The sequence below is a fragment of the Enterobacter sp. ZOR0014 genome, from assembly GCF_000798855.1.
Classification (GTDB): domain Bacteria; phylum Pseudomonadota; class Gammaproteobacteria; order Enterobacterales; family Enterobacteriaceae; genus Enterobacter; species Enterobacter kobei.
In genome coordinates, this window is the sequence record NZ_JTLF01000146.1 from 1 (window position 1) to 22,015 (window position 22,015).

A 22,015-nucleotide genomic window follows, 5' to 3' on the forward strand; every position below is an offset into this window, starting at 1 on the left:
GTATCTTGCGGTCAAAAAAAATTCCAGGAAAAATCTTAATTTCGCTCAATGATACAAATTTGAGTGAATTTTTAGCCCAGAAAGTTGTCCTCTGCGATAAGAATCTGGACGAACCGGGCGCATGATGAACCCGATCGCATTCCCTTCTTCAGCCGCTTCAGTCAGACGAAAATGTTCCTCTTCCGTCAGTTCTTCGGGTAACCAGCCGATCACCACGCTGTAATTTCCAGTGCGCAACGCGCGAACCATAGACTCAACGGTATCGCAGGGAGAGAGTTGGTTAATCTGCATCACCTTAGCCAGCGGCAGGCCTGCGGACTGAACCCATTCACGGCTCAATTTTTGCTGTGGCGTCAGCCAGAGCTGCCAGCGCGATTGCTGACCAAGCTGCTGTAATAAAGGCAGTAGCAGGAGTTGGGTCAACAGAGGCTGGTCTTCACGATAAACCACTTCACTAATAAGCCCCGTCGAAACACCCCCAACGGTGTTGTGCGCGACAGTGCCCGCGGTAGAGGAGAGAGAAGTTGAGCGATTTGCATAGCCTGAAGTGTACATATTCATTCCAGCCCTGTAGTTACTGTATGGATATACAGTAACCCCTGTATGCATAAAGATCAACCTCATTTTCGGAAAGCGACTCGCAAAATTCGTTCAATGTTGATGCCCCTCGAAAAATCATCTTGCTCAACGGCGCTAAGTTGCCTATTTTCCTGCTAACGGATCCGCTAGTAAGAAATTTCGCTGTTACCTTATGATTTAGAAGGGAAATATCATGAAAAAGATATCTTATGAACGGATTTATCAATCCCAGGAATACCTCTCACCGCTAGGAGAAATTCATCATCGCGCCCTGTTCGGTGGCTATACCCTGGCGATAGATGACGCGGTTTTTGCCATGGTGTCAGATGGCGAGCTGTACCTTCGCGCCTGTGAAGAAAGCGCGAAATACTGTGTAAAAAATGCCGCCTCTTTTTTGACGCTGATGAAACGAGGCCGCCCGGTACTTCTCAACTATTACCGTGTCGATGATGGACTGTGGCAAGACAGGGAACGGCTGCTTCAGCTCTCCTCTTTCGCGCTCAATGCGGCGAGGAAAGAGCGCTGTCAGCGCCATCAACGAAACCGGCTTAAAGATCTGCCAAACCTGACCTTTCAGCTTGAGGTATTACTTTTTGAAGCTGGCATTACTAACGAAGAGACGCTGCGGGCACTGGGTGCCAGGGAGTGCTGGTTAAAGATGCGGGCTAAAAATAGGGCACTCGGTATTAAAGTGCTCTTCGCCCTTGAGGGGGCTATTGAGGGTTTGCATGAGGCGGCACTCCCGGCAGGCACTCGCCGGGAGTTGACGGAGTGGTTTAATGCGCTGCCTGAGCCACAGAAGAATCACTCCTCCAGGTAGCGATTTGCTGTTGTAACCGGCAAATTTCTGGCAGCAGAGCGATAAGCAGGCCAATCTGCTGTAGCACCAGCGGCGCTTTGCTGTCGTTTCCTGGCTCAAGACGCGCGATACGTTGAGTCAGTTCATCCAGCGACTGTCTCACTTTCGGTTCATCGGCTGGCCGGTGATGCAGTGCATCATCGACGTAGCAGACCGCGTCATCCAGCAGGTTGAGTATGCCCGGGTTGACCAGTTTCTCGCGGTGTGCACCCAGCGTGGAAATATAGCCGGTGAAGGTATGGTTGAGGCAGAGCAACCGGAAAGCCGTCTCACGCATCTCGGCCGTGGCACGAGGCTCCGTTGACATGTTAGAGACAACCGAAGCCAGTTCAGCATCACTGTTGTGCGCATCGCGGCGGGCTATCCGATAAGCCAGACGGTTATCGCGTCCCTGGTGGTACTGCTCAAGGATGGCATCCAGGTATCGGCAGTTGGCGTTCAATGCCCTGTCTAACACCCGCGGTAAATTACGGAAACGCCAGTCCGGCCAGATAAAGCTCACCGCTGCCCAGGCAATCGCACAGCCGATCAGTGTATCGAGCACGCGAGGCAGGGCGACCTCGAACCCTTCACCCAGCAGGTTAAAGCAGAGCAGCACCAGCAGCGTGATAAACATCGTGGCATGAGCGTACTGCACGTTGCGAAACGCGAAAAACAACACGCCGGTAATCACAATCAGCACCAGCTGCCCTTCAACAGAAGGCACGAAGTACAGCACGGGAAGTCCAATCGCGACACCGACCAGCGTACCGATAATACGCAGCGCAAGGCGGTGCCGGGTGGCGTTATAGTTTGGCTGGCAGACAAACAGGCTGGTCAGCAGGATCCAGTAGCCATGCTGCAAACCGGTTATCTGGATAAAGGCATAACCGACGCATAGTACCAGAGACATTCTCACCGCGTGGCGAAAGAGCGCCGACTCTGGCGTAAAGTTGCGGCTCAGCCGTAGCCACATATCGCTAAAGCTATGCACGCTGTCATCAGCCAGCTGATTTTCCACATCATTACCCGGTTGCGCCATCGCCTGTTCGGATTCGATGGTCGCCAGCTGAGCATCTATAGCCCGCAGGTTGTTGAGCAGAAAACCCAGCGCTTTGATATGTTCCGGTGATGTTCCGCTGGCCTGAACGCGATCGAGCGCCGCATCAAGATGGCTAAACACGCGTTCGAAACGGGGGTCATGCTGATAGGGCGTGCGCAGCAGAATGGATCGCGAGAGCTGCTGGCAGGCCAGGGACTGCATGGACAGCAGGCGCTGGAAGCGGAACATCACGTCGCTGTAGCGAAACTTTTCACGCAGGGCGGCATACTGAACATGCGAGGAACTGGCGCGTTCATGAATGTCCTGGGCGGCAAAATAGTAGTGTAAGGTTCTTCGCGTTCCACGCTGACCGCGATCGCCGCGCAGACGGGTAAGCAGTGAGGCTTTCGTCTGGTTAAGGGTGGTGACCAGCTGACCGTTTGCCAGCGCCAGATCGTAAAGCGGCGCCTGGCTTTCTTCTTCAATATCCGGGTCAAACAGCCGGGATTTCAGTTCCAGATAATGGGCCAACTGCTCAAAGCTACGGGCAAGGTTATCCTGCAGCGGGCGAACCGGGAAGATAAGATGGCCGGTTAACGTCAGCAGGTTATACCAGATGGCGCCCAGCAACAGCAGTAGAGGTTGCTGGTACCACTGGTCGTAAAGTGATACGCCCAGCATGGTATAGATGGCGATCAGTAAGGCGCCGAAGGCGATGGTGGCGTAGCGCTGCCCCAGTCCACCCAGCAAAATAAACCCGCTGGTCGAAAGCGTCAGGCCCAGCGCAAACAGCCACGGCCAGGGGAAGAGCAACTCAACGGACGCTGACGCAATAAAAAAGCAGACGAGCGTAATCACCAGATTACGCAAACGACCGGCCAGGCGATCGTCCAGATCCGCAAGCGCCCCGGCCACCACCCCCAGCGTGAGCGGGATGGTGAGTTTGACGTCATTCAACCACCACGGCAGGGCTACCGTGCCGCAAAGCGCGATAAAAATCCTGACGTTGTAAAGCCAGGAACTGTTCCAGGTATAACGGCGAAGCAGTGGGCTTAGCATAAACGCGGCCAGTCCTTATTTACTGAAAACGACGGCGTGCGTTCGCTTCACGCGCCGCCTGGGCCACTTCAACCGGAACAACTCTGCGCCCGACGGGCCAAAGGGCGATGGCGGCGATCTTAAAGTTCGCGAGCCCTACCGGAATCCCAATAATTGAGATGCACTGCGCAATACCGGCAAAAATATGCATGATGCATAGCCACCAGCCAAAGAAAATCAGCCACAGAATGTTCAGCAGGGTTCCACCCGTGTTCATCAGGGCGTTCTTACTTTCCGGGTTCAGTTCGTCAACGTGGATGGCTTCGTTACCGTAGGGGATTAACGAGAGTTTGGTGATTTCCCAGCAGGAGCGGGTCAGGGGGAGTGTGAAAATCAGGACGATGCTCACCAGTGTGGCAAAAAGCCAGGAAAGGGTGGTGGCAAAACCGCCCAGCACAAAATTCAACACATTCAGAACGGTACGCATAAACCCTCACTTCCTTTCGATAAAATTAACGCCCAATGATTGTAACGTTTTTTTAGGCTGGAGCACCTTAAAACTGGCAGTTAAACTGTCAGGTAAATTATCTCTTCGTGGATTTGGCGGGACATGGAACTGAAAGCAACTTCATTAGGCAAACGCCTGGCGCAACACCCTTATGACAGCGTTGTTTTGCTCAACGCCGGGGTGAAAGTCTCCGGAGAACGCCACGAATACCTTATTCCGTTTAATCAGCTTCTGGCCATCCACTGTAAGCGTGGGCTGGTATGGGGTGAGCTGGAGTTTGTTCTGCCAGACGATAAAGTCGTGCGTCTTCACGGCACCGAGTGGGCGGAAACCCAGCGTTTTCATCACCACCTGAACGCCCGCTGGCAGCAGTGGAGTCACGACATGAGCGTGATTGCCGCCCAGGTTCTGCACCAGGTGCTGGACGAGATCGCCCAGAGCAACGCGCAACAAACGTGGTTGACCCGCCAGCAGACTGCCGGGCTGCAGCAAAAGATTCGCCAGGCTCTCTCGGCCCTGCCGATTGCCGTAACGCGTCTTGATGAGTTCGACAACTGTCGCGACGCCTGGCGTCAGTGTCAGGCCTGGCTGAACGATAGGGATAAGAGTCGGCTGGCGCATAACCAGGCCTGGACAGATGCCATGCTGACCCAGTACGCCGACTTTTTCAGTACGGTGGAATCTTCGCCGCTTAACCCTGCGCAGGCTCGCGCGGTGGTCAATGGCGAGCAGTCACTGCTGGTGCTCGCGGGGGCAGGAAGCGGCAAAACGTCGGTACTGGTGGCCCGTGCAGGCTGGCTTCTGACGACCGGCGAAGCGGTTGCCGATCAGATTCTGCTGCTGGCTTTTGGCCGTAAGGCTGCTGAGGAGATGGACGAACGCATTCAGCAGCGTCTGCATACCCGGGACATTACTGCCAGAACCTTCCATGCCCTTGCGCTGCACATCATTCAGCAGGGCAGTAAAAAAGTGCCTTCCGTCAGTAAACTGGAAAACGACACGCAGGCGCGCCAGGCGCTGTTTATCAAAACGTGGCGTCAGCAGTGCAGTGAGAAAAAAGCGCAGGCGAAAGGGTGGCGTCAGTGGCTGGAAGAGGAGCTCAACTGGGCAGTGCCGGAAGGCAGTTTCTGGCAGGATGATAAACTGGCGCGTCGGCTGGGATCGCGTCTTGACCGTTGGGTCAGCCTGATGCGGATGCACGGTGGCTCACAGGCTGAAATGATTGAAGGTGCGCCAGAGGGGATGCGCGATCTGTTTTCGAAGCGGGTTAAACTGATGGCTCCGCTCTTAAAAGCCTGGAAAGCCGCGTTGAAGGCGGAAAATGCCGTCGATTTTTCCGGTTTAATCCATCAGGCGATCGTCATTCTTGAGAAAGGACGTTTTGTCAGTCCGTGGAAACATATTCTGGTGGATGAGTTTCAGGATATCTCACCCCAGCGCGCAGCACTGCTCTGTGCGCTACGGGCGCAAAATAAACATACCTCGCTGTTTGCGGTGGGGGATGACTGGCAGGCCATCTATCGCTTCAGCGGCGCACAGCTTTCACTCACGACCGCGTTCCACCACTATTTTGGTGAAGGGGATCGCAGCGATCTGGACACCACGTATCGCTTCAACTCCCGGATTGGTGAAATCGCCAACCGTTTTATCCAGCAAAACCCGCATCAGCTGACCAAGCCGCTTAACAGCCTGCGGCCTGGGGATAAAAAAGCCGTCACCCTGCTGGCGGATGACCAGCTGGAACCGCTGCTGGACAAGCTCAGCGGCTATGCGAAGCCCGATGAGCGTATCCTGGTGCTGGCGCGTTATCATCACCTTAAACCTGCAGCGCTGGAAAAAGCAGCTACCCGCTGGCCGAAACTGCAGCTTGAATTTATGACTATTCACGCCAGCAAAGGGCAGCAGGCCGATTATGTGATTGTGATGGGGCTGAAAGAGGGCAGCGACGGTTTCCCGGCTCCGGCCCGTGAATCGGTGATGGAACAGGCCCTACTGCCGGTGCCGGAAGACTTCCCGGATGCCGAAGAGCGACGTTTGCTCTATGTGGCAATGACGCGCGCACGTCACCGCGTCTGGCTGCTGTTCAATAAAGCGGAGCCATCCGTGTTTGTCGATATTCTGAAAAGTATTGATGTGCCGGTAGCGAGAAAGCCGTAGCGACGACGGGCAAGGATGGGTAGGCCGGGTAAGGCGAAGCCGCCACCCGGCAAAAAAGCTACTTCAGTCTCTCAGAAAGATAACGCTGATAGTCCGGAATCAGGATATCAACCGGCGAATTGAACTGCGGTGATTCGATGATGAAATCCGCCGTCGAGAGGTTTGTCGCCACCGGAATATTCCACACCGTCGCCAGACGCAGCAGGGCTTTAACATCGGGATCGTGCGGAACCGCGTTCAGCGGATCCCAGAAGAAGATCAGCACGTCAATCTTCCCTTCGGAAATCTGCGCGCCGACCTGCTGATCGCCGCCCATCGGGCCGCTCAGCATCGCATTGACCTCCAGACCCGTTTCGCGCTGGATCAGGTTTCCGGTGGTGCCGGTCGCTGAAAGGGCATGCTTTTCCAGCAAAGACTGATGGCGGCGCACCCAGTTAAGCAGCATTTGTTTACAGTGATCGTGCGCCACCAGTGCAATGTGTTTGCGTTCAGGCAGCGTGCGTGTTGTCAGTTCCATAATCATATCCATCAGGTTAACTGACTACACGATGACGGGAAGCGCCTGACGCTGCAAGCCTCAGGCGAAAAAAATGTGGCTTAGGATGAAGGTTGTTGCTTTGCCCACTGTAAAAATCGGGCCCGCGTGTCGGGATCGGCCTGCTGGAACCAGAATTTCAGGCGCTGTTCCGTCAGCGTCTGGGACTGAGGCGGGATAACATCCAGTTCTGATACGCCGGAAAGCAGCGTACTGTCGTCGGCCATCAGGGTGGCAAACTGCGGAAGGGAGGCGCGTTTACCGGCTTTGTTATAAACCTGCGTAGCCGCCTCGTAATCCGGGCCTTTGGGGGACGTGGTTAATGCCAGAATATCCAGCTTCACCGGGATTGGCATCGCATCACCGTCCAGCAGTTCAATGCGCGGCGAGGCGTCAAAGGCCGCCGATTCCTTTTCTGTTTCAAGGCGAGGCAGGGTAATGTTCACCTGACTGATTTGCCGGGTATTAAAGCTGATAATCAGCGGCGGCGAGATGTACAGTCGTTGCTCATGGTTAGCCAGGCCGATCGATTTTTCTACTCGAAAGACCAGTTGATGGGGGCCGTTATCTAATTCGATGCTGTCAGCACCGCGTAATAATGAGCTGGACACTTTTTTTCCGTCCAGTACCAGAAGATCAATGTCGCCAGAGAGCCGAAGCGTGGTAGCAAATACGCAAACCGGCATCACTAACGCAATCAGAGCCGTGGCAATACCGGTTTTCATAGGAGGCTCCCGTCAGACATACTGTCGCCGCATTAATGTATCTAAATTTTTCGATAATCACGTTTACTAACATATAGACATATTTTGCCGTTTTGCCCTCATGCATCTGTATGGGATGGATGGTTGAGATGTGCGCTTTGGCGTACACTTTTAAAAAAGCCAGGAGAAAAACCATGAAAGAGAATGATGTTGCTGAGATTTTGACATCCACGCGGACCATTGCGCTGGTGGGCGCGAGTGATAAACCCGATCGTCCCAGCTATCGGGTGATGAAATACCTTCTCGATCAGGGTTATCACGTCATCCCGGTCTCGCCAAAAGTGGCGGGGAAAACGTTGCTGGGCCAGCAAGGGTATGCCACGCTCGCTGACGTACCCGAAAAAATTGATATGGTCGATGTCTTCCGTAATTCCGAGGCCGCATGGGGCGTAGCGCAGGATGCTATTGCCGTCGGGGCGAAAACCCTGTGGATGCAGTTGGGTGTGATTAACGAGCAGGCGGCCGTGCTGGCGCGTGAAGCGGGTCTGAAAGTGGTCATGGACCGATGCCCGGCGATTGAGATCCCCCGTCTGGGGCTGGCGAAATAATAAAAAAAGCCCGTTATCGGGCTTTTTTTGCACGCTTAGTTCCGCAGGCGCGGAGCCTGTAGCTGTTTACGGATGGTCTGAGCAAGTTCATCCATCGTAGGTTGCTCCGGATGCTCTTCCTGCAACTCACTACTCAGCTGCGCTTCGGCAAGGTAGGTATGAACGGGTTGTCCGTCGTCACCTTCCATCACCACATGGTACCAGGGCGCAGCGCGAAGCTCGGCGTTAACCGCCAGCTCGTCTGCTGACGGTTCATCAAGGGAATACTCCGGGTCGATATCGACGACCACACCCAAATACCCTAGCAAAGTGTGGCGGACCTGCTGGCCGATACCGAATTTGCTGGCAATCATAGTCACCTCCCGGGAAATACGACTTACACGTTATGTGTGGTCAATATTTCTCTTTTCAAGTTACATGACGCGACAGGCAAACCCTTTCAGATACAGCCCTTCCGGGTAGGTAGCAATCACGGGATGATCGGCTGCCTGACGGAACTGCTCTATAAATTGTACATCACGACCAGCATCTATTGCGGCATCGGCGATGATTTTCTGAAATAAATCTGTGGTCATCAGACCGGAGCAGGAGAACGTCAGCAGAACGCCACCCGGGTTCAGCAGCTGGATGGCCAGCATGTTGATATCTTTGTACCCGCGGCAGGCGCCCATCAGCTGGCTTTTATTCTCCACAAACTTAGGGGGATCCATCACGATAACGTCGAACTTCTCGCCCTGATCGCGATATTTACGCAGCAGCTTGAAAACGTCGTCGCGTACAAACTCCGCTTTGCTCAAATCCAGCTTGTTTAGCTCGACGTTTTGTTTTGCCACGTCAAGCGCTTCCTGTGACGTATCCACGCTGACGACCTGAGCACAGCCGCCCATCAGCGCCGAAACGGCGAAACCACCGGTATAGGAGAAGCAGTTAAGCACGCGCTTGTCGGCGACGTACTGGCGGGTCGCCAGACGGCTGTCGCGCTGGTCAAGGTAATAGCCCGTTTTGTGACCGCCCTGAATATCCACCAGCAGCTTCATGCCATGTTCTTCGATGGGCAGCAGGGCTGGCGGCAGTTCGCCCGTTACAGGCCCCTGAGTCAGCTCCATGCCCTCTTTTTTGCGCACTGCCACATCGCTGCGGTCGTAAATGGCACACTGCGGGAACAGCGTTTGCAGCGCGCTAATCAGCGCGGCACGCTGGTATTCCGCTCCGGCGCTCAGGAGTTGCAGCACCAGGAAGTTGCCGAAGCGATCGATGGTCACACCCGGCAGGCCGTCGGACTCACCGGCGATCAGACGATAGCTGTCCAGACCGTCACGCTTTGCCAGCCATTCACGCCACTGCTGCGCCTGCTGCAGGCGGCGAACGAAGAAGTCGATATCAATGGTTTCATCTTTGTCGAAGGTCCAGACGCGAGCGCGGATCTGGGACGCAGGCGAGTATGCGCCTCGCGCTAACCATTTCCCCTGATGGTCAACGATATCAATGGTTTCACCGAGGCTGGCTTTGCCTTCCATGCGGGCAACTGCGCCAGAAAAAACCCAGGGATGACGGCGCAGTAAGGATTTCTCGCGCCCTTTGGCTAACACTAAACGTACACTCATAATTTGCTGTTCTGTCGATTTCAGGGAAATGGCGCGTAGATTATCACATTCAGCAAGTCGCAATCATCTGTGGATGCCTTTGAGCGTTTCGGCACAAAATCAAATCGCTTAAGCACATTACGGTATGGCCGCGTGCCTTACATTGGGGCTTCCCGTTCAGCAAAGGACTCCCCCATGAAAAAGCGCAATGTAATAGTAACAACCGCTCTGGCGGCGATAAGTTTTCAGGTTTTAGCGGCAACGCCTTTCAGTATCACCAGTCAGGATATCTCCGGGGAGCACCGTTTAGCGCAACAGCAGGTGTTCAACGGTTTTGGCTGCCACGGTGATAATCAGTCTCCGCAGCTTGCATGGAAACATCCGCCAGCCGGTACGAAAAGTTTTGCCATCACGGTATATGACCCCGATGCCCCCACCGGCAGTGGCTGGTGGCACTGGACAGTCGCCAATATTCCTGCGAAAACAATGGCACTGCCTGCGGGCGCGGGTAACCCAAAGAGTGAGAAATTACCCGCTGGCGCGGTCCAGGGGCGTAATGACTTCGGTTATTCTGGATTTGGCGGCGCATGTCCACCTGAGGGAGACAAACCGCACCGTTACCAGATTACCGTCTGGGCGCTGAACGTGGACACACTGCCCCTTGATAACAATGCCAGCGGCGCGCTGGTCGGTTATATGATAAACAGTCACATTCTGGGTAAAACGCAGTTAACCGCAACGTACAGCAGATAAGGATGACCCGGTGCAGGAGTTTTACCTTCAACATAAACAGCTGACGGCGGGCGAAGTCAGTGCCAGCAAAATGCATCGCCTGCACCAGGTTAAACTTTTTTTTCCGGCCATTTGTCACATTACTCACGGCAGTAAGGTCATTGTTCAGGATGACAATCGCCTGGTGGCAACGAGGGATGCGCTGATTATTATCCCGGCCAACACGTCAATGGAGATTATTAATCAGCCTGCGCACGGCATGTTTCGATCGGACTTGATGATGTTGTCGCCAGAGATCCTGGCCGAGTTTAAAGCGCATTACCTGAAATCCTGGCCGGGCACGACGTTACATTCCCTTTGTGTCCCGTTGAGCGAGGGGCTGGCGTTTATGTGGGATAACCTGCTGCACGCCGTGCGTCAGGATTTACCGGAGGCGTTACAAAAACATCAGGCCTTCGGTCTTTTGCTGGCATTGCTGCATGAAGGCGTGGCAGGTCCGCTGCTTATTGAGCGAAGCAGTAACCTGACTGAGCAGGTGCGGCAGTTCATCATGCTATCGCCGGCCAGATCCTGGACTGCGCAGGATATCGCAAGCCGTCTGGCCTTAAGCGTGCCGACGCTGCGCAGAAAGTTGCGTGAAGAGTCGCAGAGTTTTCGCCAGATCGTGGAAGAGGTGAGAATGGCCGTTGCGCTGTCACAGCTGCAATCGACCCGATTACCCATTGGCGAAATCGCATTACAATGTGGGTATCTTTCCAGTTCTCGTTTCACCGCCCGCTTTCGGCAGCACTACGGCTGTTTGCCGAAAACGCTACGTTAAGGAGAAGAAAAATGTCAAAAGTTTGCACTATTGCCTGGGTTCACGGCATCGTTCAGGGCGTCGGGTTCCGCTACAGCACCCAGCGTGAGGCTCTTCAGCTCGGGATCACGGGCTACGCGCGAAACATGGATGACGGCAGCGTTGAGGTGGTCGCCTGTGGCGACGCGAAGCAGGTAGAAAAACTGATGGTGTGGCTGAAAGCGGGTGGCCCGCGCAGCGCGCGGGTTGACAGGGTGCTAACGGAACCGCATCAACCCGGCCGGGAATACGAGAACTTCAGTATTCGTTATTAAATGCACTTCACCGGCTTTGGCAGGCCAGCAATTTTGGTGGCCTGTTTAGCCGGGCCTTTCGGAAACAGACGATACAGATAGCGGCTGTTGCCTTTCTCTTCGCCAAACTTATTGGCCATCGCTTTCACCAGCATGCGGATCGCCGGAGAGGTATTAAATTCGAGATAAAATTCGCGCACAAAACGCACGACTTCCCAGTGTTCGGGGGAGAGGGTGATACCTTCGTTTTCGGCGATTTTTTCCGCCAGTGGCTCGCTCCATAGCGTGGTATCTTTCAGATAGCCTTCGCTATCGGTCTCAATTTCCTGGCCTGCAAAAATGAACATAGTGCTCTGTCGATAAAGTAAAAACCGCCCCTAGTCTAGCAAAGAAGGGGCGGCATGAGAAACTTCGGTCTATAGAAGAAGCTGTAGCAGATTGTTGGCATTCAGCTTTTTTAACGCGTTGCATTTGTACGTCGAGACCTGTTTTTCGCTCATCTGCGTCATTGTCGCAACATGTCTTACCGATTGCCCGTTAACCAGCCTGTCGAGAACATTGAACTCCATGCCCGTCAGGCAACAATTCAGGCTGCGGACCCGACGGGGCTCTTTTGCAAGCAGATACGCTGCATCCGCGACGGCAATTCTGTCATCAATAATATATGAGGTCAGCGTGGCAAAACGCTTTCGCAGATGCGTGGCCAGCGCCCAGCCTTTTTCATTGCACACTAGATAAAGCGTTCCTTCCCAGCGGCTGGCCTCCAGCTGAAGCAGAATCTCAACCAGCGCCTGATGCGTCCCGGCGACGGAAAAGCGGCAGCGCACAACGAGGGTGTCGCAGGCCAATAACGAATGGCGCCACGTTACCGCGCCGCTTTCAACCAGCATTTGAGCGTTACGGCGCAGAAGGGCGTAGCGTAAACCTTCGGCATAAAAGCGATTATTATCAAGAATAACGTAATTCACGGCGGCCTCTTTATAACGTACTGGGTGTGTAGATAATGCGTAGCGTGCCGGTGTAATCCCCGGCATTTTTGCTGCTGGCAGTAAATGAAGGGGTTTTCAGGATAATAGGGGCTGGCACGCACAGTACGCTCTCGCGTCCGCCGGGCAGGACGACCTGACGCAGATACTGCGGATCGTTAGTCCCTTGCCAGACCACGGTTTTACCGTTAGCGACGATGTCTGTTGCGCCTGTGATGGGATGGGTGACAAAGACCTGATAGTCGAGACGGTCTCGCGCATCGGTCTGGCTTCCTCCGCGTCGCCTGATTGAAAACGCACCTTCAGTACGGCCCGCTGAGGTGAGTCCGTCGTCCTCAAACCGAAGGTAGGTGCGGGTGCTGGTGCTGTTTTTACCATCGTACAGGCACATATCCAGCGTATTTTCTCCCTGGATCTCACTGCCACCCGGCCGCCCCGGGAAGTTAGTCAGGTTGAGGTTAACGATGGGCGTGGAGTGCGGAAATGCCGGCAGATAAATCTGCTGATTACCCGGATCGACCACCTCAATGCGAATGTTTGCCTGCCACCTGGCGATAGTTAGATAGCCAGGGCATCCGACGTTTACGTCATTGAAGTCCCCGCCGCAGTCGGCGCTCCCCCATTGACGCAGGTTCTGCTTCAGCGTTGCGGTCCAGATCCCCGGCAGGGCGAGCTTATCCAGTTCGCTTTTCACAATATAGAAATCGAAGTAGGGCTCTCTGTTCCAGTCAGCGATTTTGGGTGTTCCGCCTGTCACAAAGCTGGCAAAGGTAAACACTTTATTGTTGATAAACATGTAGTGATCGCCATACACCTTGATATCCACCGTCTTGCTGGTGAGGGCATGCGTGAAACGTAAATTGATGGCATAGGGCGCGGCCGGGTTACCCGAGAACCAGACCGGAGAGTTCATGCAGGCCCCGTACGTGGCGTCGGTCCGGGACTGACAGGTCAGGGTATTACGTCCCCACTTTTGCGGGTCGGCGGTGTCAAAGCCGCCCGATTCATGCAACCAGATATCGAAACGCGCAGGCGGTGCCGTGCGATCGAAGCTGATCCCAACGCTGGTGTTTCGTCCCGCAGGGGCGCCCGCCAGCGTCTGGCCTGTCCACAGGCTTAACAACAGTAAAATAAAGAGGTACTTCATCACATCATTTCCCTTTAGTGAGGTTGTCGGCGTTCATGGCAGTTGGCCCGGCAGGTACCGATCGTCCGGCGAGCATCAGCTGTGCCTGCTGCTGGATGGCATCCGGCAGGGCCGAGAAGGTTAATTCCCGACAAGGAATTGAGCCGACATAGCGCACCACGTCGCGCATACTTTTCACGTTGAGTTCGCACTGATAAAACTGCTGCTGACGCACCAGGTAGAGGTTATGCAGCAGGGCATCGCTCTGGGCGCTGAATCCGCCGTTGCCGAGATCGCTCCAGCCGTTAACGTTCAGCGGCACACCACCGATAAACGGCGAATGACGCTCGTCGGTTAACTGGCCGAGCCAGGTGTAGCTTGCGGTGGTTTGCACATCCCGACGCAGCAGTTTGCCTGGCACCATAAACAGCGTTCTGCTGCCTGAACCTTGCGTGATCTCACTGCTGGCTCCCCGGGATACATCCAGCGATTCGTTAATCGTCAACGTGGTCTGCTGGTAGCCCGGTACGGCGAAGAGGGCGCGGCTATTACCCGGAATGTCTGCGCTCCCGCTGTTATCCAGCGACACGGCAACGCTCGGAGCCTGGGTATCAGTCGGTGTGGCAACGTTAACCGCGACGGCGGAAGCAGGGCGTCCGTCGCTCCAGCGGCCCAGCCACAGGCCAGAACGCGACAGCGCAAGTGTCGAGCTGTAGTTGCCGCTGGTGCTCAGCGTATGGCGTCTGTCCTGACGATCCCAGGCGTCGCTGACGGTCAGACTGTCGTTGCCATATCGCCCGCCCTGGCGCGTATAGGCTGAGGTATTCAGCGAGTCGCTGTTAATGCCTGATGCGCTAAGGCCGTACTCGTTTTCACCGCGTGCATCGCTGTACCAGTTATGCGCCACGTTGTAGCTCAGCTGATTTTTTTCACGCTGCTGGTGCTGCCAGGTCGCCCCCAGAGAGGTATAGCTAGATGCATCACCCTGACGGTTATGCGCCATGGACAGGCTCACGCTCAGGTAGCCGCCTTTGTCCCTGCCGTCGCGGGCATCATCGTTGCGCATGAAGAGGTTAACGCTGCTGTTAATGTTCAGACCATGGGTGCTAAAGGCATTGCTCAGACCTCCCTGCCAGGCCCGCGAGCGCGAGCGGGTCATATAGACCGATTCCCACGGCAAACCCGCATCGTGGCGATCGTCGCTATCCGGCAGCTCCCGGCGTGAAACGTACCGTCCTTCGTTGCGGTTATCCGAATAGCCGAGGCTCGCATACCAGGCGCCGACAGGGACGGAAAACATCACCGAGAGGGTGCGATAACAGCCGTTCACGGCGTCAAACCCGGCGCTTCGGTTGTTGCAGTTTTCCGCTGATAGCGCGTTGCGATAGAGGCTCAGTGAAAAACCGTCGTTGTAGCTGATTTGCTGAATATTGCCGCGCTGGCCTTCGCTGCCGTAAAGGTAGCTAAACCGGGTACTCAGCACGCCGTCGATCGGGCCCGCGTTGAAGCCCCGGCTCCAGTCGAGCGCATTTTCCAGGAAGCGCTGGTTTTGCTTTATCGTTGCTCCGCTGGTAAGCGCTAAGGTCTCGGTGACGGGCAGGCGTACGCCCGCCTGCGCAACCGCGCTGGGTTCTTCGTTTTGATCGCTATTGTCGGTTTCACCCGCCTGCAGGAACCACTCGACGCGGTCGAATGGCGTAATGCCGGTTCGGGTAAACGGCACCTGCTCGGTACGCGTTAGCCGGTTATTTTCATAGAACGACAGAGTGACGGTGTAGCTCCCGTCCGGAAACGATCGCGTGTCGAGAGTTTGCGCCCCGGCATTCAGGTAAAAGCTGGCCAGCAGCTGACTGCCACGGCGGGCATCAATACGCGCGTCATGGGAAAGCAGCACGGTGATAGGGGTTCCCTTTGACTGCTGAACCGGATTTATCCACGCCCGTGTTGAGCCTGCGCGCACGCCGCGAATTTTCCCCAGCGGCAGCTGGCTGAGGTTGATATTTCCACCAGCATTACTGAACAGATCGCGGGTATCCATTTCGCCCAGCTGGACATAGTACTGGCGCAAGATATCCTGGCGGAACCAGGCATTGTTAACGGTGATTTCCTGTTGCTGCTGGTGCCTTGAACGCTGTCCCAGCCAGGTCCAGTCGAGGTTAACATAGCCGTCCTGCGTGAGCGCCAGCGCGCCATTGCCCTGCACGGTGGCTGACTGATAATCCCTGTCGGCAACAAAATTAACATTCTGCTGATGGATAAGCGCATTTTCGGTGTCCTGCGTGGGCTGATACCACTGATTTTCCGCGGTGGCTTTAGGCAGGAATTTCTTGTCTAAAAACAGGCTAATACGGGCGTTATTCTCGTCATAGATAATGGCCGCGCGGTCGGTATCAATGTAATCGCAGCCCGCTGCGGAGCTGTTGCTGCTGCAGGCCAGGTTGCCGTTACGGGCAAGCGGAACGGCCAGCGTGGCAGACACGGTGGCAACGAGAGCAGGGTCGTCGTTAAACCGTCGTTTGATGGCTGCTACAACGGTTTCAGGTGCGACAAAACTGACCGTTTCAAGCGTGATATCCGTTTCAAACAGGCCAAGCGACTCGCCATAGAGGTTTACCTCTGTCCACAGGCGCTGGGTTTTCGCCAGATCTTCAAAACCTGCCGGGACGGTCATCCCGGCACAGGCGAGTTGGATGGAAGCGGGTAACAAAGCAACAAAGAGGAGAGTATTTCTGTGAAACGCCATGAACGAGCCTCGACATCATCCTGACGTCAGAGGGTGGGCACCCTCTGACGTTATTCCTTAGGTGCTGTGGTGTTACGCACCGCCTTCCGTGGTCGTCGCTTGCGTCAGCATCAGGCTGACAACGCCGCTGTACTGACCGGTTTTCAGAATGCCTTTGGTGGTCTGAGAAATGGTCAGCGGCAGTACCGCTGAACCGTTTTCAATGCTCCCCGGGAACAGTTCGGTACCGGTATATTCAACATCGGCGGTAGAGAGGGTTTTATCGCCCAGCTTCACCGTCATTGGGATGGACTCAGCACCGTCGGCATTTGCCAGCTTCGCGGCACTCACCAGACGGACTTTCACGTTGCTGGTGGCGGAGTTAGACCATACCTTGGTATTCAGGCGGTAGCTTTCCAGACCGCGGCCTGGCAGGTACTGCATATCGATGCTTGCCGGCAGCGGCGTATTATCGGCCTGGGTCATATCCAGCTGTGAATCAACGCTGGCGTTGACGGTAATATCTTTTTGGATCGCCAGCGCGCTAACGGACGTGGTCATCGCGGCAACAATCATCAGGGGTTTAAAATACTTACGCATTGATATCTCCATATTTACAAATGAGCACCCTGGCTCTTTAAACAAACCCTTTGGGGTCTTTACGGTAACGTCGTGTTATTGCACGACGGGTAAATCAGCTTCTTCAGCGGTTTTATTCACCCAGTTGAAGTAGCGGAATTTATATTTATGGCCTTGTGTCTTTGTGAGCGTTTTTAATTTCCGTTCGGTGTCTGGATAAATCGTCGCGTCTTCTTTAATCCATTTACACGACGAATTTGCGTCACAAATACCGATCTCTCTCAGCGGCACGCGCAGCGTACCGTTGTTTTTTAACGTCCCCCTGCGAGGGTCTATCGAGAGTGAAACCACACTTTTTTCCGGGGCGAGGTGGATCAGGGCGCCCCAGATGACATTGACGCCCAATGTCGCCTTCGCCGCAGCGCTTTCTGCCTGACCTGGAATAATGCTGTCAGGTTGCTTTACCCCTTCAAAATAGACGCGCCAGGTGGTCTCTTTTTCCGGTGGCGTGAGCGATACCAGACGAACGACGCGCATTGCGCCAGCCGCCAGGGCAAATTTTTCTGGCGTCACAACAACGCCACCTTCTTTCCACGAGGCGACATCAATCTCTTTTTCGTCGGCAGTGCCGGGATTAAGAATTTTCTTTTGCCTCACCCGAATGAACTGAATATCATCCGTTTTTGAAGCCACTTTTATTTGCGCCGCCCCGGACTTATCCACGTTAAGTTCCATCGGGTACACGCTCATATTGGCCATTGCCATTTCTGAGAAAAATGGTAATGACAGCGCGGCGACATAAAAGGCGGTTGTCATGTTCACTCTTTTTTTCTGTTTCACATTCTGCCTGCCTGCTCTGAGTTCATCGGTGGCGCGTTAACACCAGGACACCGTCTGCTTTCGTATCGCTTCAGGGCAGGGAAACTTTAACCAGAACAGCGGTTTGTGAAAATTTGTATTAATTAACTCGTTAAATACAGTTTTTTATCCTGCTTTTCTGTCTTTAAGGTTGTATAGTTAAGCGAAAATACCGCGACCAGGGATGGGAAGAAAATTCCTTCTGATTACAAAATAAGCAGATCAGGAGGTGGTTTTCATGTCGATGTACCAGGGATTAAAAAGCATGCGGTAACAGCCGAGAATAAAAGATGTTTTTTATATGCAATAATTCGTTGTTATTCGATCCTGAAGCACATGCAATAAGTCTTGTTGGACAACCCGAGTCTGTATTAACGCTTTCGGCACCGGCCGTTCGTCTTTTACAGGAGTTTATTAAGCACAGAGGTCGTGACCTTAGCCGGGATGAATTGATCGCGCGCGTGTGGGAAGCGTTCGGCTTTACGCCATCAGGAAATAATCTCAATAAAGCGGTAAGCGAATTACGTAAAAGCTTCCAGTCGCTGGGAGAGGGGCATGAATTTATCGTGACCGTACCCCGCTATGGATTTCGTTTTGAGGCCGATGTGATTTTTCAGCCTCGGGAGAATATTCAACCCGTTGATTCTCAGTCTCCGGTTGAACAGCAAGACGTAAAGCCGCGGCGCACGTTCCTGAAAAGGGGGGCGATTACGGCGGTCGCGATCGTCGCTGCACTAGGGGGATGCCTGTACTTTAGCCGCCCGCAGGGGATAACCGTTCCGGCGAAACTCACGCCAGTTAAGGAAAAAATTGCGCGTTGCAGTATCTGGATAATTAACGATCATGGACGGCCGTTAGTGTTATCGAAATTAGCGAAACAGCTGGAGGCGAATAACGTGGCATGCGAGCGAGAAGAGTATAATATTTATTATTTCAGCGCCCGTTTTGCTATTTCCGCCGCGGATGAGGTTTTCATTGGTGCCTGCCCGGGAAGTAAAACCAGACTGTGCAAAACCATTCGTTATAAAAGCGGGGCTGAAAAATGAAAATAAAACTTATTTTTGGGCTGAGCGGTGTACTGGTTGGTGGTGCAATAGCGCTTTTTTACTATTCTGGCGGCCTGGGTAAAAAGGATGTGCTTGCCTGCAGTACAGAATTTAATTTCACGCGCAATGAGGGAAAAGCAAGTGAGGTGAAGGTCAACACCTTTGCTCAGTTCTATTTTCATCAGGATGGAACCGGGTTGACGACTTACAAAGGCGCGGCAAGGGCTGGCGGGCAATGTTTGATCGTTGACAGGGATGTCGACTTTACCTGGGAGCAACGGAAAGATGATAACGTCATTGTATTGAGCTACACCAAAACCTGGCGTCGACACAATGACAATACCCCGGATGCTCAATGGGGAAGCTTCGCCTATCCGACCGCACGTTACTACCTGACGATCTCTGAACTGTCGCCCGCCGTGTGGCTGATTCAGGACCGGCGTTATCCTACCTATATCTGCCGGGGAGAATAAGACAAAAAAAAGAGAATGCCATGGGCATTCTCTTTTTTCGTATCAGTGATGCAGATTAATCCCGGCTGGCGAAGCCCAGAATGCTCAGCAGGCTGACGAAGATGTTGTACAGCGATACATACAGGCTCACGGTGGCGCGAATGTAGTTCGTCTCACCGCCGTGAATGATGTTGCTGGTTTCATACAGGATCGCGCCAGATGACAACAGGATAAACACCGCGCTAATCGCCAGATGCAGGGCAGGCAGCTGCAGGAAGATGTTAGCCACCATACCAATCAGCACCACCACGATACCCGCCATCAGCATACCGCCGAGGAAGGACATGTCCTTACGGGTGGTCAGCACGTAGGCCGAGCAGCAGAAGAACACCAGCGCGGTACCGCCCAGCGCCATGCCAATCACGTCGCCCATACCGGCAGACAGATACGCGTTCAGAATCGGCCCAAGGATATAGCCCAGGAAGCCGGTGAAGGCGAACGCGGACAGAATACCGACCGGTTTATCCGCGGTTTTGTAGGTCAAGAACATCAGCCCATACATCCCCACCAGCGTCAGGATCAGCCCCGGAGACGGCAGCATCAGCACGGTGCTGGCGGTGGCAGTGATCGCCGAAAACGCCAGCGTCAGGCTGAGCATGAAATAGGTATTGCGCAGCACCTTGTGGGTACTGAGTAGCGATGTGCGGTCGCGTGAAGAAGTAATAATACGATCCATGAGTCACTCTCTTATGACAGATGTAATTAGCGGAAAGAATAGGAAACGGCGAGCCAGTCTCAAAGTGGTTTTACCCATCTTTACTCAGCACGTTAGCGAAGGAGATGGTTATTTCTTCTGCAGAAATGCATTTCACCAGAATGAACAGCGGTTTGAGAAAATTTACCAGATCAACCTCTTATAGGTTACTGAAAAATATTGCGTTATTACCCTTAGGGCGCTAAGAGTTATCTCCGGATCGTCATAAAACAGACAATAAGGCGAAGGACATGAAACCACAAACACGCACGCGCTTTACACTCTCTTTACTTACCGCCGGGATCCTGTGCGCCAGTACGGCATCCTGGGCGGCCAACGTCCCGGCAGGAACCGCGCTGGCAGAGAAACAGGAACTGGTCAGAAATAATGGCAGTGAACCGGCTTCGCTCGATCCGCATAAAGTCGAAAGCGATGTCGAATTCAATATTATCAGCGATTTATTCGAAGGTCTGGTGAGCGTCTCCCCGACGGGTGAAATTCAGCCCCGGCTGGCGGAAAAGTGGGAGAACAAAGACAATACCGTCTGGACGTTCCATTTGCGGCCGGGCATCACCTGGAGCGACGGGACAGCGATTACCGCAGAAGATGTGGTCTGGAGCTGGCAGCGCCTGATCGATCCTAAAACGGCGTCACCGTATGCCAGCTATCCGGGCAACATGCATATTGCCAACGCGGCCGATATCGCCCAGGGGAAAAAAGCCCCCGATACGCTGGGGGTAAAAGCGATTAACGATACCACCCTGGAAGTGACGCTCACGCAACCAAACGCGGCTTTCCTTGCGATGCTGGCGCACCCGTCGCTGGTACCGGTGGACAAAGTGCTGATTGGGCGTTTTGGCGATAAGTGGACCAAGCCGGAGCATTTCGTCAGCAGCGGGGCGTATAAACTTTCTCAGTGGGTGGTCAACGAACGCATTGTGGCGGAGCGTAACGCGCGCTACTGGGATAATGCGCATACCGTTATCAACAAAGTGACGTATTTGCCCATCACCTCTGAAGCTTCGGATGTGAACCGCTATAAAGCGGGTGAAATTGATATTGTCTACACGGTCCCCATTAACCAGTTTGCCCAGCTGAAGAAAACCCTTGGCAGCGAGCTGGACGTTTCACCGCAGCTCGCGACCTATTACTACGAGTTCAACACCACGCGCCCGCCGTTCAACGACGCGCGCGTGCGTAAGGCGCTGAATATGGCGCTGGATAAAGACATCATTGCAGGGAAAGTGTTAGGGCAGGGGCAGCGTCCGGCGTGGCTGATTAGCCAGCCGGACATCGGTGGGGTCAAGCTGCAGAACCCGGATTACGCCAGCTGGCCGCTGGACAAGCGCATCGCGGAGGCGAAAAAACTGCTCAGCGAAGCGGGGTATAACGAAAGCCATCCTCTGCGCTTCAACCTGCTTTATAACACCTCTGAATCGCACCAGCGCATCGCGATTGCCGCCAGCTCCATGTGGAAGAAAAACCTCGGCGTGGACGCGAAGCTGCAAAATCAGGAGTGGAAAACCATGCTGGATACCATGCACACCCACAACTTTGACGCGGTGCGTTACGCATGGATTGCGGACTACGACGATGCAGCAACCTTCCTGAACAACTTCCGTACCGGCGACAGCGAAAATACCAGCCAGTACAGCAATCCGGAGTACGACCAGGCCCTGATCAACGCCGCGAAAGCGAAAACAGCCGGGGAACGGGGTAAGTTCTACCAGCAGGCGGAGGATCTGCTTGGCCGTGATGTGCCAGCCATTCCGGTTTATCACTACGTTCGTACCCACCTGGTCAAACCGTGGGTAGGGGGATTCACACCGGATAAGCTCGGGTACTATTTCACAAAAGACATGTACATCAAAAAGCATTAAGAGGGCGGGCTGAATGTTATGCTGTTAAAATCGCCGATATGTCGTCAGTTCAACCGATTAAACGCGTTTTGGCTATTTTTACAGCGAACGATTGCAGCCACTCTTTACAGCACGCGGTGAGGTGTTTATAGTTCGCCTCACTTAGGAAGTGTGGCCGAGCGGTTGAAGGCACCGGTCTTGAAAACCGGCGACCCGA

23 protein-coding genes are annotated in these 22,015 nt (G+C 54.2%); 9 read left to right on the forward strand and 14 right to left on the reverse strand.

What is annotated here, in order from left to right; all coding sequences use genetic code 11:
- Positions 1 to 45: 45 nt before the first annotated feature.
- Positions 46 to 555, reverse strand: coding sequence for an SOS-induced cell division inhibitor SulA (gene sulA / locus L977_RS07385; RefSeq protein WP_014883253.1), 510 nt, complete (start codon positions 553 to 555; stop codon positions 46 to 48).
- A gap of 217 nt (positions 556 to 772) precedes the next feature.
- Here sulA and L977_RS07390 point away from each other — a divergent pair, with 217 nt between their 5' ends.
- Positions 773 to 1,399 (forward strand): TfoX/Sxy family DNA transformation protein, encoded by a 627-nt coding sequence (locus L977_RS07390; protein ID WP_032637053.1) that lies wholly within the window; start codon positions 773 to 775, stop codon positions 1,397 to 1,399.
- Here L977_RS07390 and yccS read toward each other — a convergent pair.
- Both yccS and L977_RS07400 read right to left on the reverse strand, forming a co-directional pair.
- Entirely contained in the window at positions 1,356 to 3,518 is a 2,163-nt protein-coding gene (gene yccS / locus L977_RS07395) for a YccS family putative transporter (RefSeq protein WP_047625511.1), read from the reverse strand. The two genes, L977_RS07390 and yccS, sit on opposite strands and share 44 nt — an antisense overlap.
- A gap of 19 nt (positions 3,519 to 3,537) precedes the next feature.
- Positions 3,538 to 3,984 (reverse strand): YccF domain-containing protein, encoded by a 447-nt coding sequence (locus L977_RS07400; protein WP_014883256.1) that lies wholly within the window; start codon positions 3,982 to 3,984, stop codon positions 3,538 to 3,540.
- A gap of 123 nt (positions 3,985 to 4,107) precedes the next feature.
- Between L977_RS07400 and helD the strand changes: the two genes are divergently transcribed.
- Positions 4,108 to 6,162 (forward strand): DNA helicase IV, encoded by a 2,055-nt coding sequence (gene helD, locus L977_RS07405; protein WP_045269354.1) that lies wholly within the window; start codon positions 4,108 to 4,110, stop codon positions 6,160 to 6,162.
- Between the two features lie 58 nt (positions 6,163 to 6,220).
- On the opposite strand, the gene mgsA is transcribed toward helD, so the two are convergent.
- Positions 6,221 to 6,679: a methylglyoxal synthase gene (gene mgsA, locus L977_RS07410; protein ID WP_008499922.1), complete on the reverse strand. Its 459-nt coding sequence runs from the start codon at positions 6,677 to 6,679 to the stop codon at positions 6,221 to 6,223.
- An 80-nt stretch (positions 6,680 to 6,759) separates the two neighbouring features.
- Positions 6,760 to 7,422 (reverse strand): curli synthesis inhibitor, encoded by a 663-nt coding sequence (gene csgI, locus L977_RS07415; protein WP_023332617.1) that lies wholly within the window; start codon positions 7,420 to 7,422, stop codon positions 6,760 to 6,762.
- A 173-nt stretch (positions 7,423 to 7,595) separates the two neighbouring features.
- Here csgI and L977_RS07420 point away from each other — a divergent pair, with 173 nt between their 5' ends.
- Positions 7,596 to 8,009 carry a CoA-binding protein gene (locus tag L977_RS07420; RefSeq protein ID WP_014883259.1) on the forward strand — a complete coding sequence of 138 codons (414 nt, stop codon included), beginning with the start codon at positions 7,596 to 7,598 and terminating at the stop codon, positions 8,007 to 8,009.
- Positions 8,010 to 8,044: 35 nt separating this feature from the next.
- Here L977_RS07420 and hspQ read toward each other — a convergent pair whose 3' ends face one another.
- Together hspQ and rlmI are read right to left on the reverse strand one after the other, a co-directional pair.
- Positions 8,045 to 8,362: a heat shock protein HspQ gene (hspQ, locus tag L977_RS07425; RefSeq protein ID WP_008499919.1), complete on the reverse strand. Its 318-nt coding sequence runs from the start codon at positions 8,360 to 8,362 to the stop codon at positions 8,045 to 8,047.
- 60 nt (positions 8,363 to 8,422) lie between these two features.
- Positions 8,423 to 9,613 (reverse strand): 23S rRNA (cytosine(1962)-C(5))-methyltransferase RlmI, encoded by a 1,191-nt coding sequence (rlmI, locus tag L977_RS07430; protein WP_014883260.1) that lies wholly within the window; start codon positions 9,611 to 9,613, stop codon positions 8,423 to 8,425.
- 174 nt (positions 9,614 to 9,787) lie between these two features.
- Between rlmI and L977_RS07435 the strand changes: the two genes are divergently transcribed.
- The 3 genes from L977_RS07435 to yccX all read left to right on the forward strand — a co-directional run bounded on the left by L977_RS07435 (position 9,788) and on the right by yccX (position 11,437).
- The gene (locus tag L977_RS07435; protein ID WP_047625513.1) at positions 9,788 to 10,345 is read left to right on the forward strand and encodes a kinase inhibitor; all 558 of its coding nucleotides are present in this window, start codon (positions 9,788 to 9,790) and stop codon (positions 10,343 to 10,345) included.
- A 70-nt stretch (positions 10,346 to 10,415) separates the two neighbouring features.
- A complete protein-coding gene (locus L977_RS07440) occupies positions 10,416 to 11,144 on the forward strand; it encodes a helix-turn-helix transcriptional regulator (protein WP_442854925.1) in 729 nt (242 codons plus the stop codon).
- 11 nt (positions 11,145 to 11,155) lie between these two features.
- The gene (gene yccX, locus L977_RS07445) at positions 11,156 to 11,437 is read left to right on the forward strand and encodes an acylphosphatase (RefSeq protein ID WP_023332620.1); all 282 of its coding nucleotides are present in this window, start codon (positions 11,156 to 11,158) and stop codon (positions 11,435 to 11,437) included.
- On the opposite strand, the gene tusE is transcribed toward yccX, so the two are convergent.
- From tusE to L977_RS07475, 6 genes are all read right to left on the reverse strand, one after another.
- Positions 11,434 to 11,763, reverse strand: a complete 330-nt coding sequence (gene tusE, locus L977_RS07450; protein ID WP_008499913.1) for a sulfurtransferase TusE — start codon at positions 11,761 to 11,763, stop codon at positions 11,434 to 11,436. The genes yccX and tusE overlap by 4 nt on opposite strands.
- 69 nt (positions 11,764 to 11,832) lie before the next feature.
- Positions 11,833 to 12,384 carry a LuxR C-terminal-related transcriptional regulator gene (locus L977_RS07455; protein ID WP_023332622.1) on the reverse strand — a complete coding sequence of 184 codons (552 nt, stop codon included), beginning with the start codon at positions 12,382 to 12,384 and terminating at the stop codon, positions 11,833 to 11,835.
- Between the two features lie 10 nt (positions 12,385 to 12,394).
- Positions 12,395 to 13,552 (reverse strand): CfaE/CblD family pilus tip adhesin, encoded by a 1,158-nt coding sequence (locus L977_RS07460; RefSeq protein ID WP_047625517.1) that lies wholly within the window; start codon positions 13,550 to 13,552, stop codon positions 12,395 to 12,397.
- 1 nt (position 13,553) lies between these two features.
- Complete coding sequence (locus L977_RS07465) at positions 13,554 to 16,271, reverse strand: TcfC E-set like domain-containing protein (protein WP_047625519.1); 2,718 nt, start codon at positions 16,269 to 16,271, stop codon at positions 13,554 to 13,556.
- Between the two features lie 72 nt (positions 16,272 to 16,343).
- On the reverse strand, positions 16,344 to 16,850 hold the full coding sequence (locus tag L977_RS07470) for a CS1 type fimbrial major subunit (RefSeq protein WP_023332625.1): 507 nt from the start codon (positions 16,848 to 16,850) through the stop codon (positions 16,344 to 16,346).
- A 75-nt stretch (positions 16,851 to 16,925) separates the two neighbouring features.
- Positions 16,926 to 17,669, reverse strand: coding sequence for a hypothetical protein (locus L977_RS07475; protein ID WP_023332626.1), 744 nt, complete (start codon positions 17,667 to 17,669; stop codon positions 16,926 to 16,928).
- Between the two features lie 308 nt (positions 17,670 to 17,977).
- Between L977_RS07475 and L977_RS07480 the strand changes: the two genes are divergently transcribed.
- Positions 17,978 to 18,733, forward strand: coding sequence for a winged helix-turn-helix domain-containing protein (locus tag L977_RS07480; protein WP_023332627.1), 756 nt, complete (start codon positions 17,978 to 17,980; stop codon positions 18,731 to 18,733).
- On the forward strand, positions 18,730 to 19,206 hold the full coding sequence (locus L977_RS07485; protein ID WP_032637041.1) for a hypothetical protein: 477 nt from the start codon (positions 18,730 to 18,732) through the stop codon (positions 19,204 to 19,206). Before L977_RS07480 ends, L977_RS07485 begins: the two co-directional genes overlap by 4 nt.
- A gap of 55 nt (positions 19,207 to 19,261) precedes the next feature.
- Here the strand turns inward: L977_RS07485 and yccA are convergent, their stop codons facing one another.
- Positions 19,262 to 19,921 carry an FtsH protease modulator YccA gene (gene yccA, locus L977_RS07490; RefSeq protein ID WP_013097244.1) on the reverse strand — a complete coding sequence of 220 codons (660 nt, stop codon included), beginning with the start codon at positions 19,919 to 19,921 and terminating at the stop codon, positions 19,262 to 19,264.
- 269 nt (positions 19,922 to 20,190) lie between these two features.
- On the opposite strand from yccA, the gene L977_RS07500 reads away from it, so the two are divergent.
- A complete protein-coding gene (locus L977_RS07500; protein WP_023338218.1) occupies positions 20,191 to 21,819 on the forward strand; it encodes an ABC transporter substrate-binding protein in 1,629 nt (542 codons plus the stop codon).
- The last annotated feature ends 196 nt before the right edge of the window (positions 21,820 to 22,015 follow it).

What these genes read in the sequence shown, in the direction of transcription:
- rlmI (WP_014883260.1), bottom strand. Translation starts at nt 9,613, where the DNA reads ATGAGTGTACGTTTAGTGTTAGCCAAAGGGCGCGAGAAATCCTTACTG.
- L977_RS07435 (WP_047625513.1), top strand. Translation starts at nt 9,788, where the DNA reads ATGAAAAAGCGCAATGTAATAGTAACAACCGCTCTGGCGGCGATAAGT.
- hspQ (WP_008499919.1), bottom strand. Translation starts at nt 8,362, where the DNA reads ATGATTGCCAGCAAATTCGGTATCGGCCAGCAGGTCCGCCACACTTTG.
- csgI (WP_023332617.1), bottom strand. Translation starts at nt 7,422, where the DNA reads ATGAAAACCGGTATTGCCACGGCTCTGATTGCGTTAGTGATGCCGGTT.
- L977_RS07470 (WP_023332625.1), bottom strand. Translation starts at nt 16,850, where the DNA reads ATGCGTAAGTATTTTAAACCCCTGATGATTGTTGCCGCGATGACCACG.
- helD (WP_045269354.1), top strand. Translation starts at nt 4,108, where the DNA reads ATGGAACTGAAAGCAACTTCATTAGGCAAACGCCTGGCGCAACACCCT.
- L977_RS07485 (WP_032637041.1), top strand. Translation starts at nt 18,730, where the DNA reads ATGAAAATAAAACTTATTTTTGGGCTGAGCGGTGTACTGGTTGGTGGT.
- L977_RS07500 (WP_023338218.1), top strand. Translation starts at nt 20,191, where the DNA reads ATGAAACCACAAACACGCACGCGCTTTACACTCTCTTTACTTACCGCC.
- tusE (WP_008499913.1), bottom strand. Translation starts at nt 11,763, where the DNA reads ATGTTCATTTTTGCAGGCCAGGAAATTGAGACCGATAGCGAAGGCTAT.
- mgsA (WP_008499922.1), bottom strand. Translation starts at nt 6,679, where the DNA reads ATGGAACTGACAACACGCACGCTGCCTGAACGCAAACACATTGCACTG.
- L977_RS07480 (WP_023332627.1), top strand. Translation starts at nt 17,978, where the DNA reads ATGTTTTTTATATGCAATAATTCGTTGTTATTCGATCCTGAAGCACAT.
- sulA (WP_014883253.1), bottom strand. Translation starts at nt 555, where the DNA reads ATGTACACTTCAGGCTATGCAAATCGCTCAACTTCTCTCTCCTCTACC.
- L977_RS07465 (WP_047625519.1), bottom strand. Translation starts at nt 16,271, where the DNA reads ATGGCGTTTCACAGAAATACTCTCCTCTTTGTTGCTTTGTTACCCGCT.
- yccA (WP_013097244.1), bottom strand. Translation starts at nt 19,921, where the DNA reads ATGGATCGTATTATTACTTCTTCACGCGACCGCACATCGCTACTCAGT.
- L977_RS07390 (WP_032637053.1), top strand. Translation starts at nt 773, where the DNA reads ATGAAAAAGATATCTTATGAACGGATTTATCAATCCCAGGAATACCTC.
- L977_RS07400 (WP_014883256.1), bottom strand. Translation starts at nt 3,984, where the DNA reads ATGCGTACCGTTCTGAATGTGTTGAATTTTGTGCTGGGCGGTTTTGCC.
- yccS (WP_047625511.1), bottom strand. Translation starts at nt 3,518, where the DNA reads ATGCTAAGCCCACTGCTTCGCCGTTATACCTGGAACAGTTCCTGGCTT.
- L977_RS07420 (WP_014883259.1), top strand. Translation starts at nt 7,596, where the DNA reads ATGAAAGAGAATGATGTTGCTGAGATTTTGACATCCACGCGGACCATT.
- yccX (WP_023332620.1), top strand. Translation starts at nt 11,156, where the DNA reads ATGTCAAAAGTTTGCACTATTGCCTGGGTTCACGGCATCGTTCAGGGC.
- L977_RS07440 (WP_442854925.1), top strand. Translation starts at nt 10,416, where the DNA reads ATGCATCGCCTGCACCAGGTTAAACTTTTTTTTCCGGCCATTTGTCAC.